At 69.6% G+C, this 13,363-nt stretch carries 13 protein-coding genes; 6 read left to right on the top strand and 7 right to left on the bottom strand.

Annotated elements, in window-relative coordinates:
- The first annotated feature begins 64 nt into the window (after positions 1-64).
- Together GPA03_RS14225 and GPA03_RS14220 are read left to right on the top strand one after the other, a co-directional pair.
- On the top strand, positions 65-553 hold the full coding sequence (locus GPA03_RS14225) for a pyridoxamine 5'-phosphate oxidase family protein (protein WP_156252701.1): 489 nt from the start codon (positions 65-67) through the stop codon (positions 551-553).
- Between the two features lie 65 nt (positions 554-618).
- Positions 619-1,236 (top strand): VOC family protein, encoded by a 618-nt coding sequence (locus tag GPA03_RS14220; protein ID WP_156252700.1) that lies wholly within the window; start codon positions 619-621, stop codon positions 1,234-1,236.
- A 123-nt stretch (positions 1,237-1,359) separates the two neighbouring features.
- Here GPA03_RS14220 and GPA03_RS14215 read toward each other — a convergent pair whose 3' ends face one another.
- From GPA03_RS14215 to GPA03_RS14195, 5 genes are read right to left on the bottom strand one after another with little or no spacing between them, the layout of a single operon-like run.
- Complete coding sequence (locus tag GPA03_RS14215) at positions 1,360-2,118, bottom strand: SDR family NAD(P)-dependent oxidoreductase (protein WP_156252699.1); 759 nt, start codon at positions 2,116-2,118, stop codon at positions 1,360-1,362.
- A complete protein-coding gene (locus GPA03_RS14210) occupies positions 2,115-3,248 on the bottom strand; it encodes a Gfo/Idh/MocA family protein (protein ID WP_156252698.1) in 1,134 nt (377 codons plus the stop codon). The genes GPA03_RS14215 and GPA03_RS14210 overlap by 4 nt, the downstream gene beginning before the upstream one ends.
- The gene (locus tag GPA03_RS14205; protein WP_156252697.1) at positions 3,245-4,141 is read right to left on the bottom strand and encodes a sugar phosphate isomerase/epimerase family protein; all 897 of its coding nucleotides are present in this window, start codon (positions 4,139-4,141) and stop codon (positions 3,245-3,247) included. Before GPA03_RS14205 ends, GPA03_RS14210 begins: the two co-directional genes overlap by 4 nt.
- Positions 4,141-5,145: a zinc-binding dehydrogenase gene (locus tag GPA03_RS14200; protein WP_156252696.1), complete on the bottom strand. Its 1,005-nt coding sequence runs from the start codon at positions 5,143-5,145 to the stop codon at positions 4,141-4,143. Before GPA03_RS14200 ends, GPA03_RS14205 begins: the two co-directional genes overlap by 1 nt.
- Positions 5,145-6,008: a 2-deoxy-5-keto-D-gluconate 6-phosphate aldolase domain-containing protein gene (locus GPA03_RS14195; protein WP_162458381.1), complete on the bottom strand. Its 864-nt coding sequence runs from the start codon at positions 6,006-6,008 to the stop codon at positions 5,145-5,147. The genes GPA03_RS14200 and GPA03_RS14195 overlap by 1 nt, the downstream gene beginning before the upstream one ends.
- Positions 6,009-6,229: 221 nt before the next feature.
- On the opposite strand from GPA03_RS14195, the gene GPA03_RS14190 reads away from it, so the two are divergent.
- From GPA03_RS14190 to GPA03_RS14175, 4 genes are all read left to right on the top strand, one after another.
- On the top strand, positions 6,230-6,976 hold the full coding sequence (locus GPA03_RS14190; RefSeq protein ID WP_156252694.1) for a GntR family transcriptional regulator: 747 nt from the start codon (positions 6,230-6,232) through the stop codon (positions 6,974-6,976).
- Positions 6,977-7,149: 173 nt separating this feature from the next.
- Positions 7,150-8,421: a Gfo/Idh/MocA family protein gene (locus GPA03_RS14185; RefSeq protein ID WP_156252693.1), complete on the top strand. Its 1,272-nt coding sequence runs from the start codon at positions 7,150-7,152 to the stop codon at positions 8,419-8,421.
- Positions 8,422-8,425: 4 nt separating this feature from the next.
- Positions 8,426-9,316, top strand: coding sequence for an MBL fold metallo-hydrolase (locus GPA03_RS14180; protein WP_156252692.1), 891 nt, complete (start codon positions 8,426-8,428; stop codon positions 9,314-9,316).
- Positions 9,313-10,101, top strand: coding sequence for an SDR family NAD(P)-dependent oxidoreductase (locus GPA03_RS14175; RefSeq protein ID WP_156252691.1), 789 nt, complete (start codon positions 9,313-9,315; stop codon positions 10,099-10,101). The genes GPA03_RS14180 and GPA03_RS14175 overlap by 4 nt, the downstream gene beginning before the upstream one ends.
- A gap of 99 nt (positions 10,102-10,200) precedes the next feature.
- Here the strand turns inward: GPA03_RS14175 and GPA03_RS14170 are convergent, their stop codons facing one another.
- Both GPA03_RS14170 and GPA03_RS14165 read right to left on the bottom strand, forming a co-directional pair.
- Entirely contained in the window at positions 10,201-12,396 is a 2,196-nt protein-coding gene (locus GPA03_RS14170; RefSeq protein ID WP_156252690.1) for a YyaL domain-containing protein, read from the bottom strand.
- Positions 12,380-13,360 (bottom strand): aldose 1-epimerase, encoded by a 981-nt coding sequence (locus GPA03_RS14165; RefSeq protein WP_156252689.1) that lies wholly within the window; start codon positions 13,358-13,360, stop codon positions 12,380-12,382. The genes GPA03_RS14170 and GPA03_RS14165 overlap by 17 nt, the downstream gene beginning before the upstream one ends.
- Positions 13,361-13,363: the final 3 nt, after the last annotated feature.

The raw sequence follows: 13,363 nt of genomic DNA, 5'->3' as shown, positions 1-13,363 counted from the left end.
GTGAGCACGGCCGGCACAAGGAGCGCTCCGTGCCGTCGCACTCGCGACCCGTAACGTGTGGCCCATGGACTCCACGACGCACGTCGACACTCCGGCGATGACGATCGGCGAGCTGCAGGACCTCTCGTTCGCCGGCGCGCGGCCGACGACGCACACGTCCTACCCGCCCGAGCGCCGACTCACCCCCGAGCAGCTCGAGGCGTACCTCGACCGGCGCAGCTACGCCGTCATCGGATCGGCCCGGCCCGACGGGCGGCCGCACGCGTCGATGTCGGCATTCGTCCGCCACGGGACCACGTTCTGGCTTCCGACGATGACCAAGACGGTCCGGGCACGGAACGTGGCGCACCAGCCGTGGCTCACGCTCGTGGTGCCCGAGGCCGAGGACGAGCAGCACATCGCGGTGCTCGTCGAAGGCCCGGCCACCACGCTGGGACTCGACGAGACACCGACGCACATCCTGGGCTCCTACGGCGGTGACTGGGTCACCGCCTGGATCCGTGTGGACGCCTCGCGCGTGCTCTCCTACGCTGCGGAGGACGCGGCGATCTGAGCCTGGCCGCAAGCGGTCAGGAATCGAGAAGCACCGCTGCGGCCGGCGTCCCTAACGTGATGGACATGTACTCCATCGATCACATCACTCTCGAGGTGGCCGACAGCGCGGCCGCCACCCGCTTCTACGTCGACGCCCTCGGGCTCGACCCTGAGACGAGCGGCGTCACGGTGCGCACCTCGGACACCCCCACGTCCGGCTTCCGCGGCTTCGCACTCTCGCTCATCACCGCACAGCCCGCCGACGTGGATGCGCTCGTGCAGGCGGCGACCGACGCCGGCGCGACGATCTTGAAGGCGCCGACCAAGTCCTTCTGGGGCTACGGCGCCGCCTTCACGGCACCGGACGGCACCGTGTGGCAGGTCGCGTCCGAGTCCAAGAAGAACACTGGCCCGGCGAGCAAGAAGGTCACCGACGTGGTGCTGCTGCTCGGCGTCGATGACGTGAAGGCCACCAAGCAGTTCTACGTGGATCGCGGCCTCGAGGTCGGCAAGGCGTTCGGCGGCAAGTATGTCGAGTTCGCAGCACCTGAAGGCACGGTCAAGCTGGCGCTCTACGGCCGCAGGGCGATCGGCAAGCAGGTCGGCGTGACGCCCGAGGGCAGCGGGTCGCACCGGATCGCAGTGGCCAGCGGAGCAGGCGACTTCACCGACCCGGACGGCTACGCCTGGGAAGCCGCCTGATCGGAGCGCCGCTCACCTGAAGGGCATCGCCTCCCGGGGCTGCCGACGCCCGCGCGTCACGAGCAGCTCCGGGCCGGCGGCGGCACGGGTCCCCTGTCCAGGCGCGTTCAGCGCCTGGCGAGGTCAATAGCGCAGCGACTTCCCGCCGTCGACGATCACTTCCTGGCCCGTGACGAAGGGGAGGTCGAGGGCCAAGGTGGCGATCGCCTCGCCGATCTCCTCGGCCCCGGCAAGCCGACCGAGGGGGACGAGGTCGGCCTCGGCGTCGAAGTTGCTGCGGGCAGCCTCGGCCCCGATCAGCCGCTCGTGCCAACCGGAGATCACGGTCCCGGGCGCGACGGCGTTCACCCGCACCTCGGGTGCGAGCGAGACCGCGAGAGCGCGCGTCAGCTGCGCCAGCCCGGCCTTGGACACGGTGTACGGGATCGAGCTGCCCACCACGCGCGTGCCCGAGATCGAGGTGACGTTGACGATGGCGCCGCCGCGCTCCTTGAGCGAGGCAGCGAACGCCTGGCAGACCCAGAACGCGCCGAGGAGGTTGACGCCGAGGATCTCCTCCCAGACCTGCGGTGTGAGGGCGTCGAGATCCGTGAAGTCGATCTTCTGCGTGGTGCCGGCGCTGTTGACCAGCACGTCCACGCCACCGCTCGCCTCGACCACCTGTGCGGCTGCGCGCTGCACGGCGTCACGGTCCGAGACCTCGATCTGAAGCGGGTGGCCCTGGGCACCGAGTGCCTCCAGCTCGCGGCACAGCTCCTCGGCCGCAGCGGCTGAGCGTGAGTAGCCGACGTGAATCTGCTGCACGCCGCGGCGTGCGAGCTGCAGGCAGGTGGCACGCCCGATGCCGGTGGCTCCGCCCGTGACGACGGCGACCGTGCTCATGCTCCACGTTCCGTCAGCTCGTCGGCGGCCCGCCGGTCGGCATCCGACATCGGCAGTGCGATCGGCTGCTTGCGCTCCTGCGACAGGTAGACGCCCTTGATCACCTCGATGGCGTTGAGCCCGTCGCGACCGGTGATCGCGGGCTGCCGCCCTTCGCGGACGGCGTCGAGGAACTCCGCGATCTGGCGGCCATGGAACTCGGGCACGCTCGGGCGCCCGGACTCGGCCTCGCGCCACTGCGCGAGGCGGTCTTCCTCGCCGTCGAACGTCCACAGGTCGGTGACCGCCTGCGCGAGCTCAGGGCTCTCGTCGAGACCGACGCTGTGCCCGGCGGTGCCGTGCACCGCCAGCCGGAACCCGGGGGCCCGGTGCTGCGTGGTGGTGCTCGGCTGCGAGGCGAACCCGTTCTCGAACGTCGTCATCGCCTGGATGGTGGCGATCGCGCCGCTGGAATAGGTGACGACGGCGCCTGCCACGTCCTCGACGTCGATGTAGTCGCCGTGCTTCAGCGTGTCCCAGCGGCCGTACACGGAGGTGGGCGTGCCGAGCAGCCAGTTGAGCATGTCGATGTAGTGAACCGCCATCGTGAGCAGCACACCGCCGCCCTCACCGGCCCAGGACCCACGCCAGTCGTCCTGCTCGTAATAGGCGCGGTCACGGCCGAGGAGCGCGACGAGCTCGGCGGCCGCCACGCGCCCGAGCCGGCCCCGCTCGATCGCCTCGCGCATGCGGATCGCGGCGGGGAAGTAGCGCCGCTGGAAGACCGTGCCGAGCGCGACTCCTGCCTCCTCGGCTGCCACGACGAGCTCGTTCGCCTCGGCGAGCGAGGTGGTCAGCGGCTTCTCCACGAGCGCGGCGACGCCGGCGCGGATCGCCTGCATGGCCGGCTCGAAGTGCTGCTTGTGGGGTGTGGCGATCAGCACGGCGTCCAGGTTCGCCTGGGCGAGCATCGTGGCGACGTTGTCGTAGGCCACCGCCCCGGGGAAGCGGTCGGCGAGCGCCTGCGCACGATCGAGCGTGCGCGAGCAGAGGGCCGCGACCTGCACGCCGGGCAGCGCCGCGGCGGCCTCGGCGTGGAAGGTGCCGAACTTCCCGAGCCCGATCACCCCGACCCGCAGATCCGCCGTCATGCCTGCACCTGACGCACGGGGCGGACCACGCCGGCCTGCTCGCAGGCCGCCGCGAGGGTGCGGTAGGACAGCTCGGCCGCCTCGACCTCGTCGAAGTCCGGGAGCGCCTGACGGCGGACGCTGATCTCGACCGACACGGTGCCCGTGTAGCCACCTGCCGCGAGCAGGCCGAGGAAGGCTGGGTAGTCGAACTCGCCCTCGCCCGGGGTCAGGAAGTCGAACCCGCTCTCGGTGCGGCGATGGTCCTTCACCTCGACGACGACGGAGCGGGGCAGCAGCGCCGCCACCACCTCCGCGAGGTCGAAGTCGCGCACCGCGAAGTGGGAGATGTCGAGGTTGATGCCGAGGGCGGGCGAACCGACGGCGTCGAGCACCGCGAGCGCCTGCTCCGGCATCGAGACGACGGCTCCGGCATGCGGCTCGAGGGCCACCGAGCAGCCGGCCGCCGTGGCGAGCTCGACCAGCTCACCGAAACGGTCGATGATCTGCTGCCGGTCGGCTTCCCAGCTGGTCTGGGCGGTGATCGGCGGCGGGCTGCCGCCGAGCAGCTTGCCCTTCGGCTTGTGGGCGCCCAGGCTCACCGGGAGGGCGCTGCCGTTCCCGAGGATCCCGGCGACCTCGAAGGAGCGCGCGAGGCGGCGACGGCTGGTCGCCCAGATGTCGTCGTCACAGACGAGCGGCGCGTTCGCGGTGACGCTGGAGATCTCCAGGCCGTTCTCGACGGCGTCCTGTCGCCATCTGCGGGCTTCCTCGTCCGAGGCGAGCATGGCATCGGTGGGCCAGTCCTCGCAGACCGTCACCTCGATGCTGTCATAGCCGATCCGCGCCAGGTGTGCGGTGGCATCGGCGAACGAGAGGTTCGGCGTCGACCAGGTGTTGTAGCCGAGTCGCATCAGATCTCCTCCGGGACCAGCATCTGCTTGACACCGGCGCTGCTGCGGACGGCGTCGAACGCGGCCTCCCACTCGGCCAGCGGGAACCGATGGCTGACGAGGGGCTCGAGCTCGATGACGCCGTCGTGAAGCAGCTGCATCGCTCGGTCCCAGGAGTCCGGGGTGCTGGCGAAGCCACCGGTGATGACCAGCTCGTGGAACGAGACGAGCGCGAGGTTGACCGGGACGGCGTCACCGCGCTGACCGATCTGCACGTAGCGGCCGCCGCGGCGAACCCGTTCGATGCCGAGCGCCATGCCCGGGCCTGAGCCTGAGCACTCGAGCACGACGTCGACCTCTGACGGCACGGCCGCCGCGTCGTCGGTCGCCGTCAGGCCGAGCTGATGGGCGACGGCGAGTCGCTCGCTGTCGGCGGGCGTACCGAGCACGGTGACGACGCCCCCGGCCGTGCGGGCGACCTGCGCGGCGAGCAGCCCGATCGCGCCGGGTCCGATGACGAGCACGTGGTCCCCGGGCGTGACCGCGGGGAAGGGCTGGAACAGCGAGCGGCACACGCACGCCAGCGGCTCGCTGAGCGCGCCGGCCACCAGCGAGACGCCCTCGGGCAGCACACGGGCGTTGCGGCTCGGCACCACAACCTCGGCGGCGAATCCGCCGTCGACACCGGATCCGATCGAGATCCGCTGCTGGCAGCGGTTGGGCGATCCACCCCGGCAGCCGCGGCACTGACCGCACGTCGAGTAGAAGGTCTCGAGCGCCACACGCTCACCGATGCGGGCCGGGTCGACGCCCTCTCCCACCGCAGCGATCGTGCCGCTGACCTCGTGCCCCAGGGTCACGGGTGGGCGGGAGCCGTAGCTGCCGTCGATGATGTGCAGGTCGGTGCCGCAGATGCCCGAGGCCGCGACGGCGACGAGGACCTGGCCGGCCTCAGCGCTCGGCCGTGGCACCTGCTGCAGCGCAAGGTCGTCAGGATGAGGTCCAGTCTTGCGAACAGCGTCCATCACCGGACATCGGCTCCCATGTACCGCAGTGTGCAGGCTCGGTAGATCGAGGCGATCGACTCGATCGCATCCTCGCGGGAGAGTCTGCCATCGAGCCAGGCGGAGACGGCCTCGCCCCAGAAGCTTCGGCCGACGGCGAACCCGATGTAGCCAGGCGTGCCGGCAGCGACAGCCAACCAGTGCTCCACCGTGCTGGGCGCTGCGCCGGCACCGAGCACCATGCAGGTCGCCGGGTGGTCGCTCGCCGCCGCCTGGGCTGCGATGCGCTCGGCACCCTCGCGGGAGGCGACCCCCTCGACCTTCCACATCGTCACGAGCACGCCAGCGGCTTGGATCTCAGCCATGGAGGCGCAGAGCGCATCGACATCGACGCTGGGGACGCCGTCGAGGCTCTCCTCGCCCATCCCCACGATCAGCTCGCACATGAAGTCGATCGACTGAGCGGCCAGGAACTCCGAGAGCTCGCGCAACCGGGTGAGCTGGGTCAGCTTGTCATCGGCCGGGTCGGTCGTGCGGTGCTGGATGAGGACTTTCGCGCAGCTCGGCCGGAACTGCAGCAGGTGCTCCTGGTAGTCCGCGCCGTACTCGAAGGTGAACACCTGCTCGTTGGCGCGCTCGACCGGCATCGCGACGAGCACGCCGTCAGCGATGGCCCGCTGCGCGATCCCCGCGCCGAACTGCTCGTCGACGAGGATTCCCGGTCGGACGTCGCCGAGCCCGAGGTCGACGGCGCGGCCGAACGCCTCGTAGATCAGCCTCTTGGAGTCCTGGATCTGCTCGTGGTTCATGCCGCCGGGCCGCACCGAGCCGAAGGCTCGCTCCCGGTGGTCGAACGCCAAGAAGGCCAATGGTCGCGCCGTCACGATCCCCCCTTGCTGAAGTAGTTCACATCCCGACAGTAGCGCTTCTTTGCCAATATGTCACTATGTATAGACAGCAGCCCATTAACTCCAGATAGCCATGCTACAGGCGTCCGGACGCACCAGATCCACTCGCATGGACGCCGACCTCGTGACGAGACGGGGGTGTGCGGGCTATTGTCACGTTGATATGACATGTTGCCGCGGCGAGGAGGGGGCACCACATGGCCGCACCTGAAGCAGTGGTTCCGGTGGCGCTCGACCGCGCCTCCCCGGTGCCCTTGTACTTCCAGCTTGCCGAACAGCTGACGACGGCGATCTCCGACGGGAGTGCGCAGCCTGGCGACCCGTTCGAGAACGAGGTCGCGATGAGCGAGCGACTGGGGCTCTCACGCCCCACTGTGCGGCGCGCCATCCATCACCTCGTCGACCAGGGGCTCCTCGTGCGCAGGCGTGGCCTCGGGACGTTCGTGGCCAGTCGCCGAGTCCACCGCCGCGTGAGCAAGGGCAGCCTGTACGAGGATCTCGAGGTCCAGGGCCGCCACCCGAGCACCTCGGTGCTGCGGCACGAGATCGAGATCAACGCCCGGGCGGCGACCGCGCTCGACCTCGATCCCGACACAGAGCTGCTGGCGATCAAGCGCCTTCGCCGTGCCGACGGCGAGCCGCTCGCCCTCATGCAGAACTGGCTTCCGCCGCGACACAGCCGAATCTCGCAGGAGCAGCTCGAGAAGCGGGGGCTCTACTCCATGCTGCGCGACCAAGGCGTCGGTTCGGTGGTCGCCCACCAGTCCGTGGCCGCCCGACTGCCGACCGGAGAGGAGCAGAAGCTGCTCGAGATCTCGAGTCGACTCCCGGTCATCGCCGTGACGCGGACCGCCTTCGATCCCAGCGGGGCACCGGTCGAGCATGCCGAGCACGCCTACCGCTCGGACGGGTACACGATCGACCTCGTGCTCGAGGAGAGCTGAGACCCGCCTGTGGCCGGGGTGCAAATGTGTTGACATATTTACCTGTGGCCATCTAGGCTCGACGTCGTCGGCGCACCCGGGCGAGACGCCGCCTCCTGACGTCGGCGTCTCGCGAGGTCGCGTACGGCATGCCATCGGCCGCGGAGCCGAACCACGTCTGAAGGGTGCAGAGCATGCAGCGGATTCCTGTCGCGATCATCGGTTGCGGAGGAATGGGGACCCGCCATCTGTTCGGTCTTGCCGAGCTCGAGCGAGCGGGGCTGAACCCGTTCGACCTGGTGGCCGTCTGCGATGTCGACCCCGAGCGTGCCGAGCGCCTGGCCGATGAGGCGGAGCGCCGCCTCGGCCGCCGACCCACGCCCGGCACGGACCTCGCCGAGGCGCAGCGGCTCGGCGCCGCCGCCGTCGACATCACCACGGTGCCGCAGTTCCACCACAGCCTCGCAGCCGAGGCGATCGGCCTCGGGCTCGACGTGATGGTCGAGAAGCCGGTCGGGCTCACGATCGCTGCCGGCCAGCAGCTCGCCCAGGCGATCGACGGCTCCGACCGCATCCTGAGCGTGGCCGAGAACTTCCGCCGGGACCCGATGAACCGGCTCGTGAAGGCTCTGATCGACGGCGGTGTGCTCGGTGAGCCGCGCTACTTCCACCAGAGCTCAGGTGGCGGTGGCAACCTGATGGCGATCTCGGTGTGGCGCCACATGAAGAACGAGAGCGGCATCCTGTTCGACGCAGGAACGCACTACACCGACATGATGGAGTACTACCTCGGACCGGTCGAGAGCGTCTACGCGCAGATGCGGCTGTTCGAGAAGATCCGCTACAACCCCGCGGCCACAGGCGGCGCACCGGCATCGAACCCGAGCGGTGTCTACGGGCAGTCGCAGGCCGGGATGCCTGCGGAGTTCGAGGCCACCGCCGAGGACGCCCTCTACGCCATGGTGAACTTCGCCTCGGGGGCGATCGGCCAGTACGCGGAGAACCGCGCCGAGCACGGCCGAGACAGCTGGGCGCGCAGCGTGCACGGCTCAGCGGGCGCCGTCGAGATCCCCAAGGACCGCAGCGGCCAGGCGCTCGTGCTGACGCTCGACCGCACACGGACCTACACGGGAACCGAGATTCTTCCGCTCGTGCCCGACTACGAGCTCGACGACGCGACCGCCGCCCTGTTCGGTGGCCCGCGAGCGGCCGCGTACGGGCTCGACTTCGAGACCGTCGACCGGCTGCTCCTGGCCGTCGAGTACGCCGAGTTCGGCAGCGCGATCAACACGCGGAGCAAGCCCGAGGTCGGCCTCGAGGAGGGCATGCGGGCCATCGCGCTCTGCTACGCGATGATGGAGTCCGGGGCGGCCGGCGGCACGATCGTGTCGGTCGAGGACGTGCTCAACGGTTCGGTCAGCGCCTATCAGGCCAGCATCGACGCGGTGCTCGGTACCGAGGCCTAGAGCGATGGAGCGCTTCACCCACATCGCCGGCGACGTGCACCTGCTGAAGGTCCCCTTCACCGGCGTGTGGACCGGCGTGACGCTGGTGCTCAGCGACGATGCACCGATCCTCGTCGACAGCGGCGGCATGTCCGAGACCGTCGACTCCACGATCGTGCCGGCGCTCGCCGAGATGGGATTGAGCCTGGCCGACATCGGCTGGGTGCTCGCCACGCACATCCACGGCGATCATGTCGGCGGTATCGCGCGGATGCGCGAGCTCGCGCCGTCGATCAAGGTCGGCGTGCTGCGCGAGTCGGATGGGCGGATGCGTGACCCGCTGGCCTACAGCCGCGAGATCCGCGCCAAGTTCCCCGAGCACAGTGCGGCTCCGCCGCCCGTGCTCGACGGCGTGGCTCCCGACCTGCTGCTGGATGACGGCGCCATGGTGGGTCCGTTGCGCGTGATCCACACCCCTGGCCATGACACCGACGCATGCTGCTTCTTCGACACTCGTTCAGGCACGCTCATCACCGGTGACTCGCTGCAGCTCAACGGGACGATCTCGCAGGGATGCGCGCTGCTGTTCGACCCGCAGCGTTACCTGGGATCGCTGCAGCGGCTGCTGGCGATGCCGATCCAGAACATCATCTGCGGCCATCCGTACCTGCCGCACGGCGAGGTCGCGATCGGTGAGCACGCTGCCCGCCAGCTCCTCGCAGCCGCGATCGGCTGCTACGAGCACGACAGGGGCTTCGTCACCGGGATGGCAGCGGCCGGCACCGATGACGTGCTGGCCATCGCGCAGGCACTGGTGGCGAGTGTCGGCGGCGTCGAGCCACAGAAGCTGTTCCTCCCCATGCACACCGTTGCCGCCTACCTGAAGGCTGCGCGAGACGAGAGAGACGATCGATGAAGGCAGCACTCATCACCGGAGCGTCGCGCGGGATCGGGGCCGGCTGCGCGCTGGCGTTCGCGCGCGAGGGCTATGCCGTCGGGATCAACCACCGGTCCTCCGCCGAGGATGCCGAGAAGATCGCGCAGCAGTGCCGGGAGCTGGGCGTCGAGGCCGAGGTGTTCGCCGCTGACGTCGCCGACGCCGGCCAGGCGCAGGGAATGGTCGAGGCGTTCGTCGAGCGGTTCGGACGTATCGACGCGCTCGTCAACAACGCCGGCGGCGCCCTGAGGATGCCACCGGGCGGCTTCGTGGACATGCCGATCGAGTACTGGGACAACCAGATCGCCCTGAACCTGAGCGCCGCCTCCTACTGCGCGCAGGCCGCTGCCCGGAGCATGATCGCCACCGACGTGCAGGGCGCGATCATCAACATCTCCTCCATCCACGGTGACGTCACCTGGGTGCGTCGCAAGGCGCTCCCCTACTCGGCCGCCAAGGGCGGTCTGAACATGTTCACGAAGGCGATCGGCGTCGAGCTGATCAAGCACGGCATCAACGTCAACTGCATCGCGCCGGGCCTGATCCACACCAAGGCGCTCGACCGCTACTCCGAGCGCGATCTGAACGGCTTCAACCGCAAGATCCCGTTCGGGGGCGGCGGTACCCCTGCCGACATCGCCGAGCTCGCCGTGTTCTTGGCCGACAAGGCCAAGAGCCGCTTCATCGTCGGTCAGACGATCACCGTCGACGGCGGCCAGTCGATCGACGGATCGATCGACGCGATGCTCGACGACGAGTTCTGATCGCCACACCACGGCCGCCGAGGTAGTACCTGCCGGCCGAGGTAGCACCGCGTGCGGTCCTACCTCGGCCGCGTGGTACTACCTCGGCCGCTCGGGCCGTCAGAGCCCGGCGAGGTCCGCGTAGAGCTCCGGGTCGAGGTCGATCAGGTCGTTGATGCCGCGCAAGTGGCTGACCGGGACCCACGGCAGCCATTCGCGGTGCCGCCCGATCCCACGGGGAAGGGTGAAGCAGTAGTGCTCCTGCTGCCAGCCGGGCCCGCGCGTGCCACGGTGATCATCGGGCGTGCCAACCATCGCCTTGGTGTTGTGCAGCAGGATCCGCGCCACCTCGAGGTAGTGGTCGTCACCGGTCTCACGCGCCAGCCTGGCGTAGCTCTCGACATCCCACGCCATGTACGCATCGTTCAGCGAGTGCCCCGTGGCGATCAGCTGGATCCCGACGGTCGAGGCACCGTGCTTCCAGTGCAGCTGCTCGTCGTCGGCGTCGTCGGGCATCGGGACGTCCCAGATGTACATCCAGGTCTCGGCCACGTCCGCGGCGAGGCGAGCTCGCTCGAGCCACACCCCATCCTGCGTCATCGCGTGCAGCGCGAGGTAACCCTCGAGCGCGATCGTGGCGGCTTCCTTGTCCAGCACGTCGGGGTTGTCGATCGTGCCACCGGTGAACCGGCCGCGGCCATGTCCGCCGGACTCCCAGCCGAACTCACCTGAACGAAGCGCGGCGTCCCGGTAGGTCTCCTCCCCGGTGATCCGGTAGAGCTGGGCATAGAACGGCACGGCGTTGTACGTGCCCGTCGTCGAAGCTGCCTTCAGCTTGCCCGTCAACGCCTCCCAGGCGCGCGGGAAGCCACCACCGGGCTGCTCCTGGGTCAGCAACCAGTCAGCGAACGTGCGCACCCAGGCGAGCCAGCTGGATCGCTCCCGACCCGCTCGCTCCTCGCGCTCGTAGGCACGCAGCAGCGACTTCATGTCGTCGGTGAAGCTGCGCAGGAAGATCACCTGCTCCGTCGTGACCTCACGACCGGTCGGCCACGTCGAGACCTGGGGAGCACCGGAGCCCAGCATGAAACCCTCGTCCAGCGGTGGGTCCACGGGCCGGCGCAGGAATGCCTCGATCGACTTCTCGGCCTTCTCCACCAGCGCCTGGCTGCGCTCCGACTCGGGATCGCGAGCGGCCTCGACCAGCATCATCTCAGCGGAGCCGAGCGCGTAGCCGGTGAACCCGAGGATGACCTTCGAGTCGGGCAGCTGCCGCCCGCCAGGCACCGCCGCGCGGACGAACTGCACGCCGGCGCGGTCCTCGACCTCGAGGAAGTTCTCCGCCAGCACATCGACGATGCTCGAACGCATCGTCTCGATGTCCTGGGGGTTCGGGCGAGGGTCCAGGGTGCGCCAGGCCCAGCGCCACGAGTCGGTGATCAGCTCGCTCGTACCTTCCGCATGGCCGAACCGGAACGTCACCTCGTAGCGCTGGGTGAAGCCGTCCGTGAGCGGGTTGTAGCGGTGCCGCCACTGCTGCTCCGCGCTGGCGCCGTGCTCGCCGCCGCCCTTCGGGCCGTAGCTCAGGGTGCCTTCCGAGCCCGGCACGGCGTAGCCGAGCATCGTGCCGTCCGGCCGCTCCTCAGCGAGGATCGAGCCGAACGTGAACGCCTCGCCGACCATCGGCTCGCGCGAGAAGCTCTGGCCCTCTTCCGCGTTCGTCCGGCTGTCCGGTGCCGAGCTCAGAACGGCGAACGACGGGCCGTCGGGCAACCGCGTCGCCAGCAGTGGGGCGGCCAACCGGTCCTCACGGATCCACATCGTGTAGTCGCCCGGCACGTAGTAGTTCGCGGCGCCGAAGGAGTTGTCACGCAGGTGGTCGAAGCCGCCGTAGAGGGTTCCGGGCGAGAACCACTCCATCTGCGGCCACGGCTGGGCGTCCACGAGCCGCAGTGCTGCCACGCTCGTGAAGCCGCCCGGGGCGTCGCCATGCACGCGCGCCTCGCGGCGCAGCCGCACCGTGTCCTGATCGATGCTCCAGCGGTCCGTGAACTGCACCGCCGTACCCCGGCCGCTCTCGAGCCGGCCGGTGCCGACCCACTCTCCTCCGGTACCGCGGAGCGAGTCGTACCCGCCGGTCACCGTGACGGGATCGGTGCCCGCCTCGCCGTTCCACACGCTCAGGCGAAGCGGCGTTGTCTGCTCGGCCGCCGCACCGTGGTGCGACGTCAGGCTCAGCCCGAGGGTGCCGTCGTCGTTGCGCAGCACACGCGTGGACACCCGTGCTGGTGTGGCCTGCTCAGTCGTGGTGGACACGTACCGATACCGTCTTTCTCTTCGTCTCGCCGGGCTCGATCGTGAGCTCGGTGCCAGTCAGAGCACGCGCGCGTGCCAAGCCGCTCGGGTAGCCGGTGGCCGGTTCGATCGAGAAGCCGTGCGCAGCCCCGTACCAGGGGTACCCGAGCCGCCCTCCGGCCTCGTACCAGTAGCAGCCATAGGGGAAGTCGTCGACCGACCACTCGACGTCGACACCCAGTCCCAGCGCCGGGTTGCGGATCTCGGCGCGGACCTGCTCGGCCTCGAACTCTCCGAGGAACGCCAGCCGGCTGCCACCCTCGCCTGCCGCGGTGAGCCGGGACAGGTCGACCGGTTCACCGCCGGGCGGCCGGTGCTCGGGCCAGCGCGGCGGCGGTGCCGTGTCCGGGACGTCATCGGGCATGTCCGGATGAACCAGGCAGTCGGTGATGCTGACCGTCGTCTCCGGTCCGATGAGCGGCGCCCCGAAGGTGGGGTGCTGCCACCACATCACATCGACCGGGTGAGCCCCGATCTGGGTGACCGTCTCGGTGACGCTCACCCGGTCGCCGTCGAGCACGATGTCTTTCACGACAGTGAAGGGGCTGCGGGCCAGCGTTGTGGTCAGTCGCAGGCCGTCATCGGTGCGCTCGTGCTCGAACGGCGCGAGCCAGGCCTCGCCGTGGAACCCCCACTCGACACCCTGCTCCACGCAGGCACGGCCCGCGTTGGGGAACAGGGTGTGCCAGCCACCGCCCGAGCGGTCGAGCGCCTCCGCCTCGGGCGAGGCCGGCGGTGCCATCGCTCCCGGTGGTCGCAGTCCCCACCGGGTTCTCCACATCAGCTCGGTGCCCGTGGCCCGGTCGATCATCGAGGTGATGTCGGCGCCCTTGCCGGGTACGACCGTCACCTCGAGCTGCTCGTTCGACAGCCTGACGGCAGACCAGCCCGAGACCGTGATGTCCTCGTGCGTGACGTTGTTCAACGA

It is taken from the genome of Pseudactinotalea terrae (genome assembly GCF_009733845.1).
GTDB lineage: Bacteria > Actinomycetota > Actinomycetes > Actinomycetales > Beutenbergiaceae > Pseudactinotalea > Pseudactinotalea terrae.
Note: the sequence above shows the minus strand (reverse complement) of the source record. Positions and strands in the feature narration are given on the sequence as shown.

Bases quoted from the DNA above. Each gene is read 5' to 3' on its own strand.
- GPA03_RS14225 (WP_156252701.1), top strand. From the start codon at position 65: ATGGACTCCACGACGCACGTCGACACTCCGGCGATGACGATCGGCGAG.
- GPA03_RS14220 (WP_156252700.1), top strand. From the start codon at position 619: ATGTACTCCATCGATCACATCACTCTCGAGGTGGCCGACAGCGCGGCC.
- GPA03_RS14215 (WP_156252699.1), bottom strand. From the start codon at position 2,118: ATGAGCACGGTCGCCGTCGTCACGGGCGGAGCCACCGGCATCGGGCGT.
- GPA03_RS14210 (WP_156252698.1), bottom strand. From the start codon at position 3,248: ATGACGGCGGATCTGCGGGTCGGGGTGATCGGGCTCGGGAAGTTCGGC.
- GPA03_RS14205 (WP_156252697.1), bottom strand. From the start codon at position 4,141: ATGCGACTCGGCTACAACACCTGGTCGACGCCGAACCTCTCGTTCGCC.
- GPA03_RS14200 (WP_156252696.1), bottom strand. From the start codon at position 5,145: ATGGACGCTGTTCGCAAGACTGGACCTCATCCTGACGACCTTGCGCTG.
- GPA03_RS14190 (WP_156252694.1), top strand. From the start codon at position 6,230: ATGGCCGCACCTGAAGCAGTGGTTCCGGTGGCGCTCGACCGCGCCTCC.
- GPA03_RS14185 (WP_156252693.1), top strand. From the start codon at position 7,150: ATGCAGCGGATTCCTGTCGCGATCATCGGTTGCGGAGGAATGGGGACC.
- GPA03_RS14180 (WP_156252692.1), top strand. From the start codon at position 8,426: ATGGAGCGCTTCACCCACATCGCCGGCGACGTGCACCTGCTGAAGGTC.
- GPA03_RS14175 (WP_156252691.1), top strand. From the start codon at position 9,313: ATGAAGGCAGCACTCATCACCGGAGCGTCGCGCGGGATCGGGGCCGGC.